This is a genomic window from Streptomyces sp. MST-110588, assembly GCF_022695595.1.
Classification (GTDB): domain Bacteria; phylum Actinomycetota; class Actinomycetes; order Streptomycetales; family Streptomycetaceae; genus Streptomyces.
The window spans coordinates 5,767,150-5,787,937 of the sequence record NZ_CP074380.1 but is presented as its reverse complement, the minus strand read 5'-3'; the positions used below and the strand labels follow the sequence as shown (position 1 = coordinate 5,787,937).

Below are 20,788 nucleotides of genomic sequence, written 5' to 3'. Positions count from 1 at the left end.
GGGGTGGTCAGTTTCCGGGCGGCACGGCAGAGGCGTCCTGAGCCGCCTCGCCCACTGTCGCGCCCTCGCGATTGTCGGTGCTTCCCTTGCCGCCGCGTGCGTAGTAGTTCAGGCCCCATCGGCTGCGCACCCACTTCCGTGACTCCGGGTCCGCCCACATGATCAGGTCATGCATGAGCAGGTCGTAGTCCAGCGGTATGGCTTGCCCACGCAGTTGGGTGACCAGGCCGCGGAGACGGTAGAGCAGGGCCGGGACGGAGGTGGTGGTCGCTGCGGCCTGGACTCTGCGGTCCAGGGCGGTTTCGAGGAACTTCTCACTGTCGCGCAGCCGACGCAGTGCCTGCCCCGGATTGACGTGCTTGCGATGCATGGGGCTCTTCTGGCCCTGCTGATGAAGACCGTAGAGGGTCACCGCGCCGTGCTCCGCGTGGAGCTCGGGCGTGAGCTCACCGTCCGTTTCCGTGGCGTAGTACGGCCACAGCGCCATCACCGAACCGGTCGGCTGGCCGAGCCCTGACCGCAGATCCGCGAGTTCCTCGCCGGGCGGACCGTTACCTCCCACCGACGGAACCCAGTTGCCGTCGGCCTTGAGGTAGCGGTGCCAATACGGCACTCGGGGCGGTTCGGGTTTCTCCGGCCCGGGGGGCGGAGGTTTGGTCACGGTGGTCATCCCTCCGTGGTCAGCGGGTCTGCGGGCGGGGACGTCTGCGCCTGATGGCGGGCGGCCCGGCGGAAAAGGATCTTGCGGAGGTTGGCCCTGAAAAATGCCTCGGCGGTGCTCTCACGCGCCATCCGGGTCTGTCCTTCTTTGCCCTTGACCTCCCGGCCGGTGAAGGCGGATGCCGCGTCGTTGGCCGAGAGCAGGTCGTCGGCGATCCTCCAAGCCTCCCGGTAGGCCCGTTCCTCCCATGCGAGCAGGCCCTCCTCCATACGGTCGAAGTCCTCTTCCCCTACTTCACGCAGTCCGATCAGGAGCCGCCGTACCAGTGGGTCGAGGGCGTGCAGCAGCGTCTCGCCCGGGTACTGCCAGGTACCGGGAGGCGGCGGCGGTGCCCCGACCGCACGGCGCAGTTCGGCGGCGAGGACATTGACGGCCATGGCGAGCTCTTCGGCCTGTTCCACGACGCCGAGGAGAGCGCCGCGGACGTCGCTGTCCGGCCGCAGCGCGGTGAGCGGCAGCGGAATCTCGTCGTGGTAGACGTCTTCGATGTTGCCGAGCTTCTTCCCGTAGCGGATGCCGGTCAGTTCCACCTGGGCGCCGTAATCCCCGGGCAGGTAGTCGTTGACTTCGACGAGCTGGCTCAACAGAATGCTGGTGTGAAAGCCGTCGGTCTTCTCTTCGGCGTGCTCCTCGACGGTGGACTTGCCCACGGCCAGCAGGGCATCGAGTCCGCGCCAGGCCGCCCGACCCGTCCGGTGCCGTACGGGTCGGAAATGACTCTCTTGCTCCTTCCGCTTTCCACGCTCCGCGGACTGTCGGGCCCGGGTGCTCGCGCTGTCGACATGCCAGGCCGTATGGGGCTCGTGATCCATGTCGAGGAGCAGCCGGTCGCCGCCGGCGACGATGGCCCGGGAGACGTGCAGTTCCCCTTTGGAGCTCGTTTCGGGGACGAGGCGTACGCGTCGCGCCTGCCAGGTCCACACGTCGAGCAGGCCCCGGGCGGCCCGGGTGGTCCAGGCGGGCGTCGCGCAGGAGAGCGTCTTCGCCACGTCCCCTTCCTTGGCCCGGCGCTGCCACTGCGGGAGATCGTTCTTGTCGGGCTCCCTGCCGTACGGGATGTTGAGCAGGAGGGTCTCGTACACCGTCGTGCCCACAGGCATGACGACCCCGAGCTGACCGAGGGGCCCGACGGGGTTGCCTGTGGTCTTCCCCGCCTTCACGTTCGGGTCGCCGCTCGCTCCTGTCTTGATCGCACCGGTGTCCCAGCAGTGGACGTGCAACAGCCAGCGCGCGGCCTGTGCCGGGGACAGCTCCAAAGGGTCGGCCTCGGTACGGGAGGAGAACAGCGGCACGTTGTTCCCCAGGGCCGCGGTGGCGACGAGTACGGCTGCGCTCTTGGTGGCGTCACCGGAGGTGCTGAGACCGGCGACCTGGGCGAAAGGGTCATCGGGAGAGAAGAGGTCGAAGAGGTGGTGGTGGGCGTCGAGATAGGCGGTCAGACGCTCTCGCTGCGCCGCACTGAAGTGACCGGCGGTGAACATGCGCCCCCATGCGGTCGCGTCCTCGGGAAAGCCGAGGGCATCCACGATCAGGGGCAGCAGTAACTGCCGGTAAATGGCCGGCCGCTGTGTCGGCAGCTCCACCAAGAGCTCGGCGTAGAGGCCGGCATCGAGCAACAGCTCGCGGACGCCGATCTCGGACGGGCGGGCGGAAAGGTGGTTCCCGGCCTGCTTGGCGTCCGGGCGTCTGCGCACAGGCAGCCACGGCTCATCCAGCAGATTCCACAACGCGCATCCCCCTCGACACGGTCGCCCCTACCCGAACTGCGGTGCGAAGCCAGCTTTCCACACCTGCATCACACACCGAAGGCGAACGAGCCATTTCACCGGACCTACGGACCGTCCGCGCCCCCCTCGTCCACCAGACCCAGTTCGGTGTCGTACCGCAGGCGGCGACCTGCCAGCACCACGCGGTACTGCGTGTCCAGCACCAGTGCCACACGGCCGCCGAACCGGCCGCTCTTGTGCTTCTCCCACTGGGGCAACGGGTTCAGTGTGACCGGGTCCATGGGTACGTACTTCCCGGGAAGTTCCAGCGTGTGGGTGAGAAGCTCGTCGATGAGCGCATCGGACAGGCCCTCACGATCATCCAGCGGAGTGCCCGACAGCATCCTGTAGGCGCCGCCCTCCTGGACCACCACCACAGCCTCGGCCGACGGCTGCTCGCCGCGCACCAGCGCCGACAGTCCTCGGCCACCGCGGAGAACGGGAGCCGCCACGTAGTGCAGACCTGCCAGGGTGCCGCCCTCGCCGCTGCCGCGCCGGGACAGCAGGAGGCAGCGCGCTTGGTCGGCTCGACTGTCCCGTATGTCCTGCCACTCCCGCCGTGCGGCTTCTGCCGCCTCCCGCCATGCCTGAGGGAGCTCCGTCGAGTCGTCGTACCCCATCGCCACCAGGTCCGGGATCCGGCTGGGCAGCGACCAGGGCACACCCGCGCCACGAGCTGCTGTCAGGACCAGATGAGCGGCGTTCAAAAGCGGATAGTGGCCGTACCGCTGCTCACAGTCGTGTTGGAACCGGGGGACGCCGGAAGAGTCACTCGTCCCGCTCGGCGACGTCGCATCGATGGTCATGCCCGTGATCAGTACGCGAGGCGTACGCAGCCGCGCCGGACGCCCGCGGTGAGGGTTCCGGTGCAGCCGGCCGGTCCTCTGCAGCAGCAGATCGACCGGGGCCAGGTCCGTGACCAGCAGGTCGACATCCACGTCGAAGGACTGCTCCGCGACTCTCGTGGCGACCACCACCAGCCGGTGCGGCCTGTCGCCACCGCCACGCGGGGAGAGGACACGCAGGCACATGTCCGTGCGCAGTGCACGGTCCCGGGCGGTCATCTGCTCGTGCAGCAGAACGACGCCGTCCGGGCCGAAACGGTCTCGTAACGACCGGTAAAGGTTCTGGGCGCGCAGCGTCGTCTCCCGTACGACCAGCGCGCAGCCACCGTCCGACAGGTCCTCCACGAGCCGTCCGACGAGAGCCGGGTCGGCGGCCTCGGTATCAGGGCGGGTCACGTCCTCGGGGAAAACGTCGATGGTGTACACCCGTTCGGGGCGCATGCTCAGGCAGCCCCGTGCCGATGTGACGGGGGGCGCCCCAGCGGCAGGCGGCATGCACACCGTCGTGACGCGGGCACGGCCGCGCCGTGGACCGGGCATCGTGTCGTCCTGCGGCTCGGGCATCGCCCCGCCCTCGTACCCCGCTTCGCCGGTCGCCCCCGCCAGGTAGGCGTCCGCGATCTGCCGGCGCTGTCCGGCGGCCAGCGTCGCCGACAGGAGCACCACCGGCACACAAGCCTGCCCGAGCCAGCGCAGTGCCTCCTGGAGGAACTGGAAGCCGTGGACGTCTGTCGCGTGCACCTCGTCCAGGACCACCACCTTGCCCAGCAGGCCGGCCATCCGCATCGATGCCCAGTTGCTGCGCGCGGCGGCGTAGAGCAACTCGTCGGTCGAGCTGACCACGAACGGGCACATCAGCCCGCGCCCGGTGCCGAAGAAAAAGCGGGAGGGGCTCTGCCCGTCGGCGTGATCCTCCTGCCGGCCTGCCCTTTCTTCGCTGCAGTCGCCGATTGCCGCCGCTCGTTGCTCCGCGGTCGCGTGGTGGAAAGCCGTCCACTCGGGAGCGAAGTTCTGCCACAGGTGCAGCAGAGCGACTTGCGCTCCCAGGCCCGCTTGCGTGGTCTCGGCCCACTCCTGGACGTCGCGGAACATGGGGTCGGCCGTCGACCAGCGCGGCATGCCGACGAACACCCCGTCGAAGCCGAAGCGGGCCGCCAGGATCTCCGCACCGATCAGGCCCGCCCGGGTCTTTCCCTCACCCATGGGAGCCTCGATGATCAACATCCCGGCGGTGGGCATCGCGCGAGCCGTTTCAGCCACCAGTTTCTGTACGGGCCGGAGCGGCTCTCCGTACCGCCGCTCGAACACCTCATCGTCAGGCAGGCAGAGACCTTCCCAGCCGCGTCGCAGGCCCAGAGCCGTCCAAGCCGTAGCAGCACGCTCACGCGCCCTGTCCAGGGTCACCAAGGCGGGGTCGTCGACACCGCGAAAGTACCCCCTACTGCTGGCCACGTGGTCAGCCATCGCAATGAGCCCGGCGAGGTGCAGTTGCAGGGCGCGCGACGGAACTTCGGCAGGCACCAGCCCGGCCACCGGAGCCAGTTCCAGCAGCTCGCCCACCAGCCGCAGCAGGGCCCGCTGGACAAGGGGCCACTGCTGGCGCCCCTGGGCCTGGCCACGTGCCGGTGGAGGTGGCTTGAGCGAACTGGCCAGCGGGAAGAAGCCGTGATGACCGGCGATCAGCGGCCAGATCCACTCCACATGCTCCGGCGGCCACCCCTCCTCGGGCAGGAGGCGTCTCAGCAGGAAGCCGCCGGCACGCCCGTGCGCCCACTCGTAGTTCTTGACAGTCGGCGCGTCCCAGGTGAGTCCGGCTTCCCGGACACGCTTCGCCGCCGAGGGATATTTGCCCTGCCATGCCGGGGTCGCCTTGCCCAGGTCGTGCAGGCCGGCGAGCCACATGAGCAGTTCGCGCCCCTTGCCGGCCCCGCCGGCCGTCCGGTCCAGCATGTCGCGGGTGGCGCGGGCGAGGAAGTCGTCCCAGATGCGCTCTGCGACCGCCGCCGTATCGAGCAGGTGGGACACGAGCAAATTATCGGTCCCGTTCGCGTGGTCTGCGGTCTTGCCGATCAGCGCCCACACCTGCCGCTCGACGTCCCCGTCCCGCTGGCCGTCGGCTTCTCCGGTCACCACACCCCCACGCAGATGTCGCTGTGACCGCGATGAGACGGCCGCCGCGATGCCCCTCCTCCAGTGTGTGCCATTCTGCCTCCATGACGCAGGACTCACCGCCGGCACAGGCCCTGTCCACGGCCTTCGACGGGGACTTGCTCACGGACTACGTACCGGACGCACTGGGCGCCGTCGACGTCCGCCGCCTCCTGTCCATCGGCCGACCGCTTGATGACGAGCCGTTCCGCGTCGGCCACCTACGGGTTCCGCTCGCCCGGCGGGCGGAGGTCATTCCCGTCGTCTCCTGTGCCGCTCGTGCCCGCATGCTCCGCCTCACCGAGCAGGCTCTGAGCGACCACGTACCGCGGCCCGAGGTGTTCAGCTACCGCTCACTGAACTGGCAGTACCGACCCGCCTACCAGGCACGGCAGCGCCACCTGCGCGCATTGGCCGCCCGGGCCGACCTGCCCTTGGTGCTCGTCCTCGACGTTCACCGGTTCAGCCGGTCCCTCCCGCTGGACGTCCTGGTTCGTGCGCCCTGGATGACCGAGCGGCTGGCCGGCGCCCTCACCGCCCTGCACACCGCCGCCGGTCGCGGACTGCTGCCAGGGCACCGCTGGGCCAGTCGGCTCGCCACGGCAGCACTCGCCCCGCTGGATGACACGGTGGCGTCCTACGCGCCGGGCCGGTGGGCACGCTGGGGCGACGACCTCCATGTTTTCGTACGTGACCAGGACGAGGCCGACGACATCCGCGCTGCCGCGGCGATCACCCTTCAACAGCTCGGGCTGCGTCTCTCGGCGGAGAAGAGCACCGTCACAAAGGCCGCCTCCGTGCTCGCCGGGCCCGCTCACATCATCGAGGGGCGCCCCGAAGAAGTATGGCGTTCCGGCCTGGCCGACGGCGATGTCCGCAATCTGCGCTTCGCGCTGTTCCGCACCCCGCCGGTCGACACAGTCAGCCGGACACTCGTCGGCGCCGTCCGGGATCGTCCTGGTCTTCTCCCGCGCGCTGTCCACTACCTCGACCGGGCCGTCCACTCGCCGCTCGGGCAAGCAGCCGCGAAGGAACTGCTGCGCACTTCGGAGCCCGACGCGTTCACCGCCGCCCGCTTGCTGCCCCTTGCGGCGCGACACCCGGCACTCCTTCCCGCCGTACCCGACGCGTTGACAGAGGTCGGTGACCGATCCGAGTTCGTCCCGCTACGCGAACTCGCCTGCCGGGTGGGCGCGTTGCGGGGACGGCCACACATGCGCCCGCCCACACCACGTATGCGGCGCTGGCTGGCTCAAGGTGCCCCTTCCCACAGTCAAATGCCGGAGGTCTCTACGCTGTTGTGACGTGGAGGCAGCGGAGGCAAGTGAACAGCGGAAGAATTCACCCGGCGCATTCGGCTCCGGCCCCGGTGCCGGCTGGAAATCCCGGCCCCTCGCGGACCGCCACCGGATGCTGGCCATGGCGATCACTTTGCACAGCCTCCGCGCGGCGCTCGCCCCCGATAGCTGGTACGTCAAAGGTTCCGCGGCGCTGTCCGCCTGGATCGGCCCGGCAGCCCGCCTGCCGAACGACCTCGACCTCGTCGTACCGGCGAAGGCGGCGCAGCGTCTTCTGATGCAGGACGCGCTGCCGTACGGACCACGCGGTGAGTCGTTGTGCGTGGCACGCCACGAGCCGGTGGTGTTCAGCTCCGGCTCCTCACCCACGGTGTACCGGGCGCTGGTGGAGATCAGGGGGCCGGAGATGCTGCCGCCCGTACTCCTCAACCTGCTCCTTGCGCAGGAGGGCGAGGGGAGGGACAGGGAGCGCACCACGTTGCTCGGCTTCCCCGGGCCGACAGGGGAGGTGACCGTGCCGTCGGTCACCGGGTACCGGTTCCTGGCGGAGAAACTCGTGCGCTACAGCAGGCAACGCAGCGGCGGCCGGGTCAACACCCGCTGGCAGGACCTCACCGACATGCTCCGCGCCGTTGCCCACCCCGCATTCCCTGCCCTGCGGCTGAAAGCGCTGTGCCAAGACCTGATGACCGAGATGGCGGATCACGGCCGCACTCCCCCAGCCTGCCTCCCGGCGCCGCCCGCCGAGTGGCTCGACTTCTGGGACACGGCCACGTTCGTGGACGGCCTTCCCTTCGGACGTCTGCCTGAGGCGGCAGGGCGGCTGGCGCGCTTCTGGGAGCCCGTACTGCGGTGCCCGGAGCAGGCGCCGGAAGAAGAGGCCGATGCGATGGACGCGGTGTGGAGTCCCGACGCGTGGTCCTGAAGTGCCCCCTGCCGTTCCGGCGATCCCTGCTGAGCAGACGCTCACATCGGCCCGCGGGTACGCGGCGTGTCACCACCGGCAGCTCGATCTGCGAGCTCGCTCAGAACAAGCGCATGAAGGCACGGTGCGCCGAGCACGGCAGATGCTCCAGCCACCAATCACGCCACCGCCGGGCGTGGAGCAGGTGGTGGTGACCCGGCTGCCCTGCGCCCGCACACGCGAGGCCGGTGAGGAAGTCCAGCGCGTACCCGGTTGCCCCGGCATCCAGTGGCTGCCCGAACACATGCGTCGCGGCCTGTGGGGCTGCGGATCCCTTCAACGTCTTGGTCACGTGCAGGCTGAAGTGGGCGCGCTCGCGCGCCGCGGCAAGGTCCACAGAGGCCAGGGGCGCCACACCGGCGCCGCTGTGCATACGCCCCGCGCTACGCCGGTTGGCCAGGGAAACGGCTGCACGTAGTGTCGCCGCGTCCGGTACCAACCCGCTGAGTCCGTCGCCCAGGGTCGCGTACAGACGTCCGGCCGGCCGTACGGCGTCGCTCAGGGCGCGCAAGTGATCCACGAGATCGGTCTCCCGCGCAACGCGGAGTCGGTACGCCTGTCTCAGGACCGCGGAGGTCTCCAGCCTCCCGGCGGACCAGGTCTCCGCCAGGGGCAGGAGCTGTTGGGCGTTGCCCTCGGTGAGTCGCTCACCGTCAGCGCGACGCACGGTGCCCCACTCGATGTCATGCACATCCGTGACGGCGTAATGGCCGGCCGGCGTGCGCGTCGCGACGGTCCCGGCCCAGCCATCGGCCGACGGCACGCCGGGCAGACGCGGGTCCTCGCCGGGTGCGGCGCCGCCCGCGCCATCAGCTCCGCCCAAGGGCCTCACCAGCACTCCGGCCAGCAGTGACGCTATCTGTACCGGGCTCAGTACGTGCCGGGCCCGGTCGATCACCGGGCCGCTGCGGGCCTCCTGAAGGCCGGGGTGGTCACGCCGCAGCCGGGCAGCCATCGACACCTCGTAGCAGGCGGCCAGCAGGGACTCACGCCGCTGCCCAACTCCCCCGTCGAGCCTCACCCGGTTCCAGGCCCACCCGTGCCGCACCCCTTCACCGAACCGCATCCGGGGAGGCTCCGCCGCGCCTGGGCACGTAAGGACCAGGTCCTTGCCGTAGTACGAGGCGGACCACCGGCCCCTGTCCGTACCGTCCGCCACCAGAGCGAGGCTGTTCCGCACCCTGCGCAGTCCGGCGTCGTGGTCCCCGCTGTCCTCCACGGTGGCGCGTAGCGCACTGGTCACGACGGTCATGGTGACCCCATGCCCGCTCTCCTCGGCAATCCGGCCGAGGACGTCCCCCGCGTCCGAGCAGCCCGTCGGAAAACCCGGCGCGTGTCGCGGCGGCCAGACGAACGCTTCGCTCACCGCCTCCCCCTGTCGCGCCGGAAGAGGGAGACGAACAGACGACGCAGGCCGGGAAAGGTACCGATGAGCAGCGCCGTGGTCAGGCAGGTGATTCCCAGCGTCCGGTACAGGGATGCCGTGCCCGCTTGCGGAAGTCCCTGCCAGATCGCCAGCCCGGTCGCCAGCGGGAGGCCGATCGCGGCCAGCAGGCCAAGAATGGCGTTGGTCGTCTCGGTCTCGGCCGCCTGCACTTGCCTGGCCAGCTCGCCCAAGTCACTGATCAGGCTCTGCAGTGCTTCGGGCAGGCCGCAGCCTCGCTGCATGTTCCGGACGATCGCCGTGCATGTGGCCTGCCGTCCGAAGTCCACAGCCCAGTAACTGCGGCGGAAGATGAGCAGGTCCCGCTCCAGCCGGCCCACCTTACGACGCAGTGGCTCGCTCTGACCCAGACGGGCCACCTCCCGCCCGAATGCGTCAAGGACGATCTGTTGCAGACAGGCCAATGCCAGCGCTTCGCTGTACAGGGTCGTCAGGTGAAAGCTGGTGCCATCGTAGTACTGGCGATCCGAGGGCTGTTCTCTGTTGGGGTCGGACCCGGTCGCCACCAGGGACAGTCCACGGGTGCCCGCCACCCCACGCACAGCGATCGGGAGCCGGAGCCGTAACTCTTCCAATTCCTCCGCGGCTTCGGCCGGTGGAGCGTACTCCGTCGCATGGAACATGTCCCAGAGCCATTGCCCGGCCACGTCAAGCTCCGAGTTCTCGTGCAGGCGTGGTAATTCACCGCGTGCCGAGACAAAAACACCATGGATCATTTTGCGCTGAGTTTCAGCGATGCGGCACCCGTCCGGCAACTGTCCGGCCACCCAGTGACGCTGCTCGCCACGACGTTGATGTGTGTCGATGTCCACGCAGATCTGCAGAGACTTGGGCAAGTCCGCCGGTCTGACGGCAGGAAGCGTACCGTGCAGCAGGGCTACGCCATTCGCTGCCGCGGGCGTCTCCATATCCATGAGCGCGGCGTTCATCGAGCCATCGAGCCTGACCAGTTCGACGGCGCCGAGCCGGAAGCCGGCCGGGGACACCGCCTCTCCCTCGCACTGCCTGTGCCACCGCACATCAGGTGCCCACAGCAATGGGAGGAGTTGGGGATTGGTGTACGAGGCACGCCGATCGGCATGCGACACGACCTCGTTCTCGCGACCTGCACGCCAGCGGCGTACGAGTGGCCCGGAAGTGTACGTACCATCCGGCGCCCGCTCCATTCGCACAGCCACGACCAGGACCGCCTCCCGGCGGAACAGCGCGTCCGGCTCGTCGGGCCCGGGGCCGAAAGGGCCCGGGCGACCCGGGAGCGGGCCACTCACCGTAATACCTCCAATGCATCGCGCAAGTGCCGCCGCCTCTCGTCCTGGTCGAGGCGACGCCACGGTTTCATGGCGGGCACGGGTGTCTCGTCATTCAGCAGCACGCGTGAGTACGGCTGTTGCGGCACGCCTCTGGCCACGAGGGTCATGGCACCGGCCAGAGAATGCGCCCGATGGAAGACGAATGCCTCCATGCCATAACGACGGCCGGCGGAAAGTACGTGCGTACGTCTGCGATCGACAACAGCACTCTCCCCGTGCGAGAAGTCGAAACAGTGCTCACCTCCGGCGAGCCGGTAACGAACCACAGGGAACACCTCCTTGGCGTCCTTCTCGCCGCTTCTGCTGCCGGCGCTACCGGAGATGACCGTCACTTCTGTCAAGGTGTGGGACACCTCGCCACGTAATACGAGGGAGGAGAACGGCCATCGGTGGTCATGCACATCGGCGTCGATACTGTCCGCACGCCAAACGTGCAGAAAGAGCCTGATGGCACCGTCGTCGGTCTGCGCAAGCGGCAATTTGACGAAACCATTGGGATGAATGACGGCTTGCGGCTCGCGAGGCGGCACGAGCCCCTCGGCGAAGCGCTGCTCCAGGGCCGCCAGCACGGCGGTACCGAGCAGTTCTTCACAGACGACCGGACGGCCAGGAGGCACACTCGCCTCCGCGGGCCCCGCGGCACCTGCACATGCCGGCACCTCTGCCATCGGCTCTTCTCCTCTTCCCTGCCCTTGCTCTCTTCTTCCTCTGTTCTTCCTCGCAGCGAGAAAGCAGCGTAGCCCGCAGAAACTGGCCGGTGTGCTCAAGTGCCCGGATATAGGCCCAGGAGAGCTGGGCATCCCGTGATACGGCCACGGTGCCGTGTCAGTGTCCGAGGTCGGCCAGCAGGTCGTCGAGTACCGACTCCTCCTCGGTGCGCACGCCGAGTTCGGTGAGGGCCGTGGGCAGGTCCGGGTCCCATGCGGCGGTGGTCGGCGTGCCGGTCAGAGGCGGGGCCAGTGGGGCGGAGGCGACCGCGCTGCGGTAGTCGGCGGCTGTGTAGCGCCAGGGGTGCCAGGGGACGCGGCGGTCCGGCTGAGCTGGCGCGGGGTGAGCACGACGGGTTCGCCGGCGTCGGCCGCCCAGTCCAGGGCGGGAGTGCCGCGCAGACCGAGGGTGAGGACGGTGGAGGACAGGGAGTCCTTCAGGAGCCCGGCGCAGGGCCTCGGCTGTCTCGCCCAGCAGGCTCTTGGCCGCCCGCGGGGTGCGGGCGAGCCGGCGCCTTCATCACGTCGCGGTAGAGGGCACTGTTGGGTGCGGTCAGGTGCGCGAACGGCGCATACGAGGGGCTGCTGGAGGATCCCGGGGCCTCAGCGGGGCGGGGATCAGCAGGGTCGGGACGGGCGGGCTGCGGCGTCATCGTGCCGACATTGTCTTCGATTCGGACCCCACCCTGAAACCAGGCCCCGACCTTCACACCGAGTTACCAAGCCAGGTCCCGCGGGACGGAGGCAGCCATGAGGCCGCCGGACTGTGGCATGAACCCGACCGCGCCCCTTCCAGCGGCCCCTGCCTGGCCCGGCGGTCCGATCGGTTCCGGCCACGCCGGCCACGGCCCCGCGCCGGCGGCTGGAGGCGATCAGTGGCCGTCGACAAGACTCGTACGGCATCTTGCACAGGTTGAGAGAGGAGTCGACAGGCATGTCCATCAATGCCGGCGAGGCACGTCAGAACCTGTTCCCACTGATCGAGCAGGTCAACGAGGACCACGCTCCCGTTCACATCACCTCCCGCAAGGGGAACGCCGTCCCGATGTCCGAAGAGGACTTCAGCTCCTGGATGGAGACGGTGCACCTCCTGCGCTCCCCCAAGAACGCCCGCCGCCTGCTCGGCTCCATCGCCGAGGCAGAGACCGGTAAGGCTCGGCAGCATGAGCTCACCGACCCCGACGCGGGGCGTGCGTGAAGATCTCGCCTACGTCGCACGCCTGGCAGGACTACACCTAATGGGCCGAGACCGACCGCAAGATGATCAAGCGCATCAACAAACTGATCGACGACACCCACCGACTCGTGTACAAGCCGGCCGACGACGAGTTGATCATCGTCCAGGCCCGGTACCGCAACTGACTCCAGCGCGTACACACGACCGACCTCAGATGGAGAAGCGCCGCCCGGCCCACGGCCCGCGCCCCCCTCACAGCCCATGCCGGTCGAGGATGCTCATCAGCTTGCGCCGGCGTTTCAGTTCCGCCCGCAGACCGGCGAGATAGCCGGTGAACGCCTCCTGCGTGCCCAGCACACGATGGCAGTCACGGGCACCCAGCAGCAGCCCCGCCAGACGCTCGTAGGCACGGTCGCCGGTCGGCTCCTTCAACCGCTCGGCCAGCCGCAGGTAGACCGCGAGCGCCTCGGCCGGGTGCGACTCGCGCGAGAGGCCGGCGAGTTGCTCCCACTGCCGGTCGTCGGCGAGGCCGGTGGCCTCGCGCCAGGCGGCGTCCACGTCACCGTCGTCAAGGAGCGCGTCGATCAGCACGGGCCCGCCGTACCAGCCGCTCCGTTCGCGGCGGGTGTCTTCCCTGAGAACGGCCAGCGCGGCCACGCGCTCGGCCTGCCAGCACTCCACCGCCTGGGCGGCGGAGCGTAGCTGCTGGTAGGCGGCCAGGGACCGCTCGATCCGGAACCGGTCCCGGCGCACCCCGACCACGTCCGCCGACCGCCCCGCGTTCGCGTAACGGGCACACACATAGTCGACCAGGCGGCCGTCGACGTACGTCTCGGCGGCGCAGTCCCGAAGTCCGCGCTCCGCCCACGTGAGCGCCTCGTCACCGCGGCCCGCCGTCTCCAGCTCCTCAGCGATGCGCAGATGCGTGGCACCGGACGGGTCGAGGTCCTGCGCGTACAGGGCGACCAACGCGTCGACGTCACCCTCCGCCTTGACCAGGCGCTCCATCAGATACCGCTCCGCCCAGCCGGACGGCCTGCGCCGCCGCGCTCCGGCCGCCAGCCGCCGCAAGCGGACAAGCCCGCTCGGCCCCAGCACCCCGGCGTAGTCGAGCGGGTCCAGATCCATTACGCCGCTGTCTTCGCCGAGCACCTGGCCGACCAGCCACTCGGCCAGTCGCTCCGGATCGGGGCGCGCACTCTCACACGCCTCCAGATGGGCCTCGGCTACCGCCCCTGCGGCTTCCCCGACCACACCGTCGGAGTCGTCGATCTCCCCGTACGCCTCCCCCAGTACCCGGATGGCCTCCTCGGCCAGACCGACCGCCTGCGCCGCCTGACCGCCGGCGGTCAGGGCGCGCAGTGCGCCCGCCGCCTCGGCCACCTGCCGCGCATACCTGGCAGCATCGGCGTACTCGACGTACCCGTACCGGGCGAAAGGCCGCGGATCGACCAGCGCCAGGATCCGGTCCCGGACCGTACCGAGATCGGAGCGAGCGGCGGCGGCCCGCAGCTCCAGGCGCCGGCGCAGCCCGCGGTCCTCGGCGATCTGCTCCCGCACCAGCGCCAGCAGTTCCTCCCGGGACAGCGCCGTGAGCCACGCCTCCAGAGCCCCGGCCCGCGCCCGCGCGGCGGCCCGCTGCCCCGGGATGGCCTTCGCCCGCCGCAGCACGGTCAGCCCTACGGCCACACAGTGCTTGCAGAAGTTGCCCTCCTGCCCGTACGGGCAGTCGCACCACCCCGAGAGCCCGTCGTCCTCGCCGAGGGCGAGCTCCACCTCATAGACATCCGTGCCGTGCACCAAGGCGGTGACCGAGCCGTCCCCCACCTCCAGACCGCTCACCGCGTCCAGATACCCCAGCCCCCGCTCGAAGGACCGAGCCCCGGCCAGCGCCCGCAGATCGTCCTCGCCGAACCCCGCAACTTTCCGCGCCACACCGGTATTCAACCGCGGATCAGCAACTTCCGGAGGCCCGACGGCCCCAGCCGTCCACGCATACACGACCGCATCCGCGATCGCATGCAAGCCCAGCCACCGCCGGCTACGCCGCCATCACGAACCACCGCACGATCCACGCCGTCAGCGACCTGGCTCCCGACCCGCCGCACCTCCGGTTCACTGCAGCACCGCAGGTCACAACGCGGAGACCAGCACCAACACCACGCGTTTGGCGAAGTAACGGCGAACGGAGTCAATCCGTTGGGCCGCAGCCCCGACCCCGAGGGCCCGGAAGGACATTCCCGCAGTTCACAACGTTTCCTTGACCTGCGTTTGGTGGGGCGGGTGGGACTCGAACCCACGGCCGACGGATTATGAGTCCTTTGGGGATCTTGGCGGCCCTTGCTTCTCTACGCTGGTTTTGGGCGTTTTCCCAGCTCAGACCGCATGACGTGTGCTGGCACTCTGGAACCTTTGTCAGTCTGTTCCTGTCCTTGTGTCCCCAACGCGTCCTCAACGAGTCCCCACGAGGACGCAGCGAGGTACTGAAGGAACGACCGCAACAGCTCGGGGCCGGTGGCCGAACTCCTCCGCAGCGGATTCCCGTTCCAACGCATAGAGGCTCCGCCCCAGAACCGGGGCGGAGCCTCTGTGGCCGTTCATGCAGGCCAAACGTCGTGCGGTTACTCTACCCGGCCGGTACGGCCTGCTCCAGGGTGAGCTGTATGGCGCTGGACGGCTTCGGCTTACGACGTGTCGCGTGGAGGATGAATCCGCCACCGGGCGCGGCCCCGGCCTCATGCCGGTCGAAGGGCGGTTCAGCATAGAGCCGAAGCGGTCCGCCGGCGTCGAACCAACCCTGCGGGTACCTCGCCCTGACGTGCTGCCACCAGATCCTTGCCCCTCTGCCGCTCGCCCGGTCCATGATCGGGAGAGTGCGCCATTCGGGATGGGTGTGATCGTGGGCGTCTTCGATCGCTGCGTCTCGGCGTCGCCGGTCTGGCCCCTCCCAGGGACAGGCGAGGCAGGCACCGCGATGCAGCCATAGGGCGTCGGTGACGATCTTGTGTATGGATGTGGCCGAGTGATGGTTGCTGGGTTCCGGCGGTGTGCCGAACTGCGTGGTGAAGCCGGGGTCGCCGTATCCGATGGACCAGGTCCCACGGAGGACTTCCCTGTCGGCGTTCCGGAGACTGGTGTAGTGACGCTGACGGGCTATGGCTCCGGTGTTGTTGCTCATGGCACTCCAGGAGGGGCGCGGCGTTGCCGCGCCCCTTGTCGAGTCGTACGGGTCAGTTGGTGCCGGCCTTGGGGCGCCGCCTGGGCGTGCGCTTGCGCGGACGCCGAGCCGCGGCGGCTCCCGGCTGCTCGTCGGTCAGGCTGCTGGCCGTTTCCGCTGGGGCGGATTCGGAGTCACCGTCCGGCTCAGGCTCCGGCTTGGGCTCGACCTCGGGGGCGGCCTCCGACACCGCCTTGGGCTCGACCTCCGCGTCAGAGTCCGGCTCGGGGCCAGCTTCCGGCTCGGGCGCGGCCTCGGCCTCGGGCTCCGGGTCTTCCCCGCGGGTGGCGGCGGCTGGCGAGGGGGTGCGCTCGGCGGTGACGGCCGCAAGGGCGTTGTCGAAGAGGTCTATCCACGGTTTGTGGCCGACGTAGCGGGGTTTGTGCTCGAAGGCTGGGAGGAGGTCTTCGAGAGTGCGCAGGATAATGACCGCCGGTTCCTCCTCTTCGTCCGTGACGAGGGTGGTCGCCTTGTTGTAGCGGCGGCCTTCGGGAAGGCGCATGGCGACGTGGGCCTCGTGGGCGGCGCGTTCAGCCGGGCTGGCGCCGGCGGGGAGGGTGGGCGCGGCGTTGCCGGTGATCCAGAGCTGGACGGTTGCTCCGCCGAAGATGGGGCGGAAGCTGATGGCTCGCCCGTCGCTGCAGATCAGGTGGGCCGCGCCGTCGGCGGGCGCTTCGGGGTCGAGAGTCCAGTCTTCTCCGAGGCTCCGGGCAAGGGTGGCCGCCGTTTCTCGTACTGCGGCGTAGGTGATGAGCATGGGGCGTGTCTCCAAGAGGTCTGCTGGTGGGGCGCCGGGCCCGCCCCGGTGCAAGACGGGCCCACGGGGTTACGTGGGGCGCACCTCGTCGCCGCCGTCCAGGAGCATCGAGAGCGTGGAGCCGCTGTCCCAGTCGACGGAGAGTTGGGCGAGGGCGGTGTCGTACCGCCGGACGGTTCCTTGGTCTCCTTCAGTGAGGTCGGTGTACGGGTCGGTGGTGGGGACGAGTGCGATGCGGTCGTCTCGCTTGCAGGTCATCGGAACCGTTTTCGCGGGTTCTATTCTGTATGCGTGAAAAGCGGGGTCACGATCACGTACAGAAGATTCCGGGGCGTTAGCCCTGGTCAGGCGGCCACTCCGCGCACCAGCGCCTCGACCTTCTGGAGCGCCGCAAGGATGGCGGCCTGCGTATGCAGATCATCACGCCGCTCGATGGAGGCGCGGGCCTGCTGAACCGCTTTCGCCGTCACGTCGCCGTCGTGCAGGGTGTCACCGCAGGCGATCAGGACGTGTGGACCGAGGTCCCAGATGATCACGTTGACGGCCGCACCGGCCGCCGCGATCTCGTCGATGTCGGTCAGACGCCATCCGAACTGGTGAGGGTCGATGCCCTTGTCCCGCATGACCTGGACGGCCGCGCGGTACATCCCGCCGGTTCCACCGGCTGGCTCATCGAACTTCATCCCCGGCTTGAGCGGCATGTCGTCGAGCATCATCCGCGCCATCAGTTCGGCCAGCTCGGGGGGCGTGTGGACCTCCGCGAGAGCGTCGTGGGCCCCCTTCGACCGCATGATGGCCAGCAGGGCGCCCATCACGTCCGCGGTTGCACGGAAGTACGCGTCGTCCCTGCTGGTCAGGTGGAGCAGCCCCCGGGTGAGCGCGGCCTCCACCACCGCCCTTACGGCGCGGGCGCGCGTCGGGCCGGGCTTCTCGTCCTCGATCCACTTGTGCAGTGGCGTGGCTCGGTCGATCAGGTCTGGGCGCATGATCCACCAGCGCGCCCAGCACTCGCGGAAGGCGGTGAGGAGCTGGTCGTCGTCGAGGCTGAGCCACCAGTCGGCGGCGAGGTAGGCGTCCGGGCCGCGCAGGGGCCACAGGGCGAGTGCGGCCACCACGCCCATTGGGATCTCGATGCCCGCCCCGCCTTGAGCGTGATGCCAGGCGTAGCTGACGGCCTCGGCTATGTCGAAGGCAGTCTGATGCGGGTTGCTCAGCAAGGGGCGGTAGTGGCCCAACTTGGGCTTGACCGTGGCCAGCTTGGGGCGGGCCTTGGGCGGGGTGGTGACGGGGGCGGGCGCCGGCGGTAGGTCGGTGAGGTACCTGCGGGTTGCCGCGGGGATGGACGGGGGCGGGGGCTCGTCGGAAACGTCGGCGTCGGCGAACAGGTCGAGCTGGCTCATGCAGTCCTCCAGGAACGGTGATCATCGGGGCATGGCTGTGCGGCGGCCCGCGCAATGGGCGAGCCGCCGCACAGTGGGTCAGCGTGCTCCGCGCTGCATGCGGCGAAGGGCGGTGGCGGCTTCCTCGGAGCGCCGCGCCGCCGAGAGGGCGGTGTGCCTGAGCAGTTCGGTCAGGTCTTCGGTGGCGACCTGGGCGAGGATGTCGGTGAGGCTCAGGTGCCGCTGGTCGGGCGCGCGGTACGGGTATCCGGCGGCGAGCGTGAGCACAATGCCCGGAATGAGCTGGTCGGTCTGCTCGTCGCTGAGACCGAGCTGTCGTCCGACGCGGTGCACGGCGTCGATGTCACCAAGGAGGGCGGTCGGCGGAACAGCCTGGTGGGCTCGCTCTGCGACGGCGATCTCCCGCTGCACGTACGCCTCCCAGCTCAGGCGGGCATCGGCCTCCCGGCCGTCGGCCCGAAGCGCACTGGCAGTGAGGATGGCCTTGAAGCGAGGCGTTCGCATGGCGGTCTGCATGTACTCGGCGGGCGTGAAGCCGGCGCGAGCGATGGCGGGCTCGTGGGACTGGGCATGGAAGTGTTCAAGGGTGGCAAGCAGGGCGCTCTCGGCGGCCACGGGATGCACGCCCAGACGGGCCGCGAGGGTGGCGCACAGGGTTTCCGACGCGATGGTGTGCATGCTGATCTCCAAAAGGTCTATTCGGTGCGAGCGTTGACGGCGAGGTAGGCGTTGGCGGCGGCCAGTCGCGTCGGGCTGGCGACGAGTTCTTCCGCCCAGGCGAGCAGGGCGATGTCGCCAGCGGTATCCGCGTCGGGCGCGGTGACGACGTAGGCGTGCTGCTCTGCTTCTTGAAGCTCGGCGCATCGCCTGTCGTGGGCGGCGTCACCACCGGGCGGAGGTTCGACCGCCATGACTTCGACTTGGGCGGGGTTGGGTTCGCGGTAGATGACCCACCACGTCTGCTGTGGCGAGCTGAGCACGGTGTCTCTCCTTCGTGAGCGCGTCGGCGGGCGGTCAGTCCTGCGGTTGGGGTGCGGGGTGGTGGATGAGGAGTTCGGCGATCTCTCGGCCGATGTGATCCATGAGGGTGCGGATCTGCTTCCTGTCGCCGCCGAGGTACAGGGCCAGGTCGAGGACCTGAGGGGCGGCGGCGTAGTCCAGGAGCTGGCGGTACTGGTCCTGGGTGAGCGTCGCGAGGCTTTCCGGCCGCAGCGCCCAGGACGCGGTTGCGGCGCTGTCGATGAGGTTCGCGGCGGCGCGGAGCGTCGCGTCGTCGGGCTGGCGGGTAGCGATGACCAGGAACATCGCGCCAAGGTGGTGTTCCGGCGTGTTGATGACCGGCAACGAGGGACGGGCAGGCATGGCATCTCCGGTTCGGGGCGCACCGCCCGAATGCTTCTTTTCTATAGGCATTCAGGAGGCAGTGTGCCCATGCTGAGGGCAGGGAAAGGGGGGTTAGCTCTCGGGGAAGTCCACGACGAGGGCCGTCGCGTTGTCGGGAACGCCGTCCGGTCCGGCGGCCTCCAGCGCGTCGGCGATGCACATGGTGGCCGCATCCTTGGCGTCAGCGGCGAGGGCGAGGATGTCACCCACTCCGCGACTCCTCTGTTCCAGGGGGACGTGAACACCGTCGGTGCACAGCAGCAGTCGCCGGGCGCACTTGCGCTCGACCGCTCCTGCCGCGATGGAGCCGCGCATCAGGCAGGAGGTGATGAAGTCCCGGTCGTACGGGCCCGGGGTACGGCTGCGGGCTCGCTGCTCCTCGGCGTAGTCGTGGTCCTTGGTCAGCGGCACCGCCGTACCGATCGGGGTGAGCCGGTAGGCCCGTACGTCGCCGCACCAGGCGAAGCGGACGAGCGGCGAGCGGTGGTCGGCCACGGCAACGACCGCGACGGCGCTGGGGTCGGTCGCGGGGTCAAAGTCCCACCGACTCTCGTTCCTGGCCTGGATGCGTGCTGCCGCGAGGGCGCGAGCGGGGTCGCAGTAGAGGGCTGCGGCGCGGGCGATGCGCGGCGCGAACCTGCGGGCGAAGCGTCGGGCTTCCGGCGTGTCGCCGACACCGTCGAGGACGGCGAAGGCCCAGCGACCGCTGCCTTTGTCGCGCTTGACGGCGTAGGCGTCGCACTGGTGGGCCCGCCCGCCGGGATGCTGCGCCGCACTCACGCCCGGCGCCACGGCGAACGTGCCGGACAGCAGGCCCGAGGCGCGGCGGACAGCTTCGGCGCTCAGCGCGGGCAGCGGGGTGTAGTCGCCGGCGCTGTCGGCGGGGCCGGTGATGACGACGGGTCCGCGCAGCACGGGCGGGGTACTTCCGCCGGTGACGCTCATCCATGCCTGCCGGGCGACATTGTTGACCGTCTCCCTGCCCTGCCCGACGTGGACGACGGCCAGGCGGCCGAGCGGGTAGGCGTGGGCGCCGTCGACGTGGAAGCCGATGCTCCGCAGTTGGTCGGGCAGATGGGAGTCGAGGACGATCTCCTCGACCTGGCCGTCAGGCTGGACGAGCAGGGCCGGGGTGGTGGCGATCACTGAAGCGGTCCAATCGTGCGCGGGGCGTGGCCCCGGGGGTTGGAGGACAGGGGGATTGCGATGTCACGGAGGTCCGGCAGCGGGTGGACGTAGAAGTAGCCGGGCGGGTGGGTGCGGACGTCGGCCAGCCGGGCGAGGAAGGACACGTCGCGGGTGAGGCTGGCCCAGGCGGCATCCGGCTGCTTGAACAGGTCGAACTGGAGGAGAGGCCGTTCGTCATCGCCGTGCGGGCGCCACAGGGCGTAGCTTCCGGAGGTGTCGGTCTGGGTGGCGACGATCGTCTTGATGCGCGGCTCGATCCCGGCTGTGGCGACCGTCAGGCGCCTGAGCACGCCGCGTGAGAGACCGCGGATGGCCAGGCAGACCTGGCGATCCGCGATCCGACAGGGGTCGACCAGTGTCACGCGTGTCCTCCTTGGTGTAGGTCCCCCCGGCGGCCGGGTTGTAGGTCACCGGCCGCCGGGCGGAGTTCGGGTGGGGCTTCCCCTTTTGCGCTGGTTTGATT

19 protein-coding genes and 1 pseudogene are annotated in these 20,788 nt (G+C 69.5%); 4 read left to right on the top strand and 16 right to left on the bottom strand.

The features are described from left to right. Window positions 1-7: 7 nt before the first annotated feature. The 3 genes from casB to KGS77_RS25285 form a co-directional block, all read right to left on the bottom strand. On the bottom strand, window positions 8-613 hold the full coding sequence (gene casB, locus KGS77_RS25295; protein WP_242585259.1) for a type I-E CRISPR-associated protein Cse2/CasB: 606 nt from the start codon (window positions 611-613) through the stop codon (window positions 8-10). 53 nt (window positions 614-666) lie between these two features. Next, window positions 667-2,448 carry a type I-E CRISPR-associated protein Cse1/CasA gene (gene casA / locus KGS77_RS25290; protein ID WP_277994265.1) on the bottom strand — a complete coding sequence of 594 codons (1,782 nt, stop codon included), beginning with the start codon at window positions 2,446-2,448 and terminating at the stop codon, window positions 667-669. A gap of 104 nt (window positions 2,449-2,552) precedes the next feature. Continuing rightward, window positions 2,553-5,462 (bottom strand): CRISPR-associated endonuclease Cas3'', encoded by a 2,910-nt coding sequence (locus KGS77_RS25285; RefSeq protein ID WP_242585257.1) that lies wholly within the window; start codon window positions 5,460-5,462, stop codon window positions 2,553-2,555. Between the two features lie 83 nt (window positions 5,463-5,545). Here KGS77_RS25285 and KGS77_RS25280 point away from each other — a divergent pair, with 83 nt between their 5' ends. Together KGS77_RS25280 and KGS77_RS25275 are read left to right on the top strand one after the other, a co-directional pair. After that, window positions 5,546-6,784, top strand: a complete 1,239-nt coding sequence (locus KGS77_RS25280) for a hypothetical protein (protein ID WP_242585256.1) — start codon at window positions 5,546-5,548, stop codon at window positions 6,782-6,784. Window positions 6,785-6,899: 115 nt separating this feature from the next. Beyond that, window positions 6,900-7,703 carry a nucleotidyl transferase AbiEii/AbiGii toxin family protein gene (locus KGS77_RS25275; protein ID WP_242585255.1) on the top strand — a complete coding sequence of 268 codons (804 nt, stop codon included), beginning with the start codon at window positions 6,900-6,902 and terminating at the stop codon, window positions 7,701-7,703. A 100-nt stretch (window positions 7,704-7,803) separates the two neighbouring features. Here KGS77_RS25275 and KGS77_RS25270 read toward each other — a convergent pair whose 3' ends face one another. The 4 genes from KGS77_RS25270 to KGS77_RS25255 all read right to left on the bottom strand — a co-directional run bounded on the left by KGS77_RS25270 (window position 7,804) and on the right by KGS77_RS25255 (window position 11,582). After that, the gene (locus KGS77_RS25270; RefSeq protein ID WP_242585254.1) at window positions 7,804-8,994 is read right to left on the bottom strand and encodes a hypothetical protein; all 1,191 of its coding nucleotides are present in this window, start codon (window positions 8,992-8,994) and stop codon (window positions 7,804-7,806) included. A 110-nt stretch (window positions 8,995-9,104) separates the two neighbouring features. Beyond that, window positions 9,105-10,172 carry a hypothetical protein gene (locus KGS77_RS25265; protein WP_242585253.1) on the bottom strand — a complete coding sequence of 356 codons (1,068 nt, stop codon included), beginning with the start codon at window positions 10,170-10,172 and terminating at the stop codon, window positions 9,105-9,107. Window positions 10,173-10,450: 278 nt separating this feature from the next. Next, window positions 10,451-11,164 carry a hypothetical protein gene (locus KGS77_RS25260; RefSeq protein WP_242585252.1) on the bottom strand — a complete coding sequence of 238 codons (714 nt, stop codon included), beginning with the start codon at window positions 11,162-11,164 and terminating at the stop codon, window positions 10,451-10,453. Window positions 11,165-11,321: 157 nt separating this feature from the next. Beyond that, the gene (locus tag KGS77_RS25255) at window positions 11,322-11,582 is read right to left on the bottom strand and encodes a DUF2399 domain-containing protein (protein WP_242587678.1); all 261 of its coding nucleotides are present in this window, start codon (window positions 11,580-11,582) and stop codon (window positions 11,322-11,324) included. 555 nt (window positions 11,583-12,137) lie between these two features. Between KGS77_RS25255 and KGS77_RS25250 the strand changes: the two genes are divergently transcribed. Together KGS77_RS25250 and KGS77_RS25245 are read left to right on the top strand one after the other, a co-directional pair. Further along, on the top strand, window positions 12,138-12,401 hold the full coding sequence (locus tag KGS77_RS25250) for a type II toxin-antitoxin system prevent-host-death family antitoxin (protein ID WP_242585251.1): 264 nt from the start codon (window positions 12,138-12,140) through the stop codon (window positions 12,399-12,401). Beyond that, window positions 12,398-12,565, top strand: a pseudogene (locus tag KGS77_RS25245) (type II toxin-antitoxin system YoeB family toxin). Before KGS77_RS25250 ends, KGS77_RS25245 begins: the two are co-directional and overlap by 4 nt. A gap of 67 nt (window positions 12,566-12,632) precedes the next feature. Here KGS77_RS25245 and KGS77_RS25240 read toward each other — a convergent pair. The 9 genes from KGS77_RS25240 to KGS77_RS25200 form a co-directional block, all read right to left on the bottom strand. Beyond that, on the bottom strand, window positions 12,633-14,315 hold the full coding sequence (locus tag KGS77_RS25240; RefSeq protein WP_242585250.1) for an SWIM zinc finger family protein: 1,683 nt from the start codon (window positions 14,313-14,315) through the stop codon (window positions 12,633-12,635). Window positions 14,316-15,610: 1,295 nt separating this feature from the next. Beyond that, complete coding sequence (locus tag KGS77_RS25235; RefSeq protein WP_242585249.1) at window positions 15,611-16,354, bottom strand: hypothetical protein; 744 nt, start codon at window positions 16,352-16,354, stop codon at window positions 15,611-15,613. Window positions 16,355-16,423: 69 nt separating this feature from the next. Next, window positions 16,424-16,612 (bottom strand): DUF4314 domain-containing protein, encoded by a 189-nt coding sequence (locus KGS77_RS25230; RefSeq protein ID WP_242585248.1) that lies wholly within the window; start codon window positions 16,610-16,612, stop codon window positions 16,424-16,426. An 86-nt stretch (window positions 16,613-16,698) separates the two neighbouring features. Beyond that, entirely contained in the window at window positions 16,699-17,754 is a 1,056-nt protein-coding gene (locus tag KGS77_RS25225; protein WP_242585247.1) for an N-6 DNA methylase, read from the bottom strand. 78 nt (window positions 17,755-17,832) lie between these two features. Beyond that, the gene (locus tag KGS77_RS25220) at window positions 17,833-18,432 is read right to left on the bottom strand and encodes a hypothetical protein (RefSeq protein WP_242585246.1); all 600 of its coding nucleotides are present in this window, start codon (window positions 18,430-18,432) and stop codon (window positions 17,833-17,835) included. A 17-nt stretch (window positions 18,433-18,449) separates the two neighbouring features. Continuing rightward, window positions 18,450-18,734 (bottom strand): hypothetical protein, encoded by a 285-nt coding sequence (locus tag KGS77_RS25215; protein ID WP_242585245.1) that lies wholly within the window; start codon window positions 18,732-18,734, stop codon window positions 18,450-18,452. A 34-nt stretch (window positions 18,735-18,768) separates the two neighbouring features. Beyond that, window positions 18,769-19,116: a hypothetical protein gene (locus KGS77_RS25210; RefSeq protein WP_242585244.1), complete on the bottom strand. Its 348-nt coding sequence runs from the start codon at window positions 19,114-19,116 to the stop codon at window positions 18,769-18,771. 93 nt (window positions 19,117-19,209) lie between these two features. Then, window positions 19,210-20,283, bottom strand: coding sequence for a protein phosphatase 2C domain-containing protein (locus tag KGS77_RS25205; protein ID WP_242585243.1), 1,074 nt, complete (start codon window positions 20,281-20,283; stop codon window positions 19,210-19,212). Then, window positions 20,280-20,687 (bottom strand): hypothetical protein, encoded by a 408-nt coding sequence (locus KGS77_RS25200; protein WP_242585242.1) that lies wholly within the window; start codon window positions 20,685-20,687, stop codon window positions 20,280-20,282. Before KGS77_RS25200 ends, KGS77_RS25205 begins: the two co-directional genes overlap by 4 nt. Window positions 20,688-20,788 lie beyond the last annotated feature (101 nt).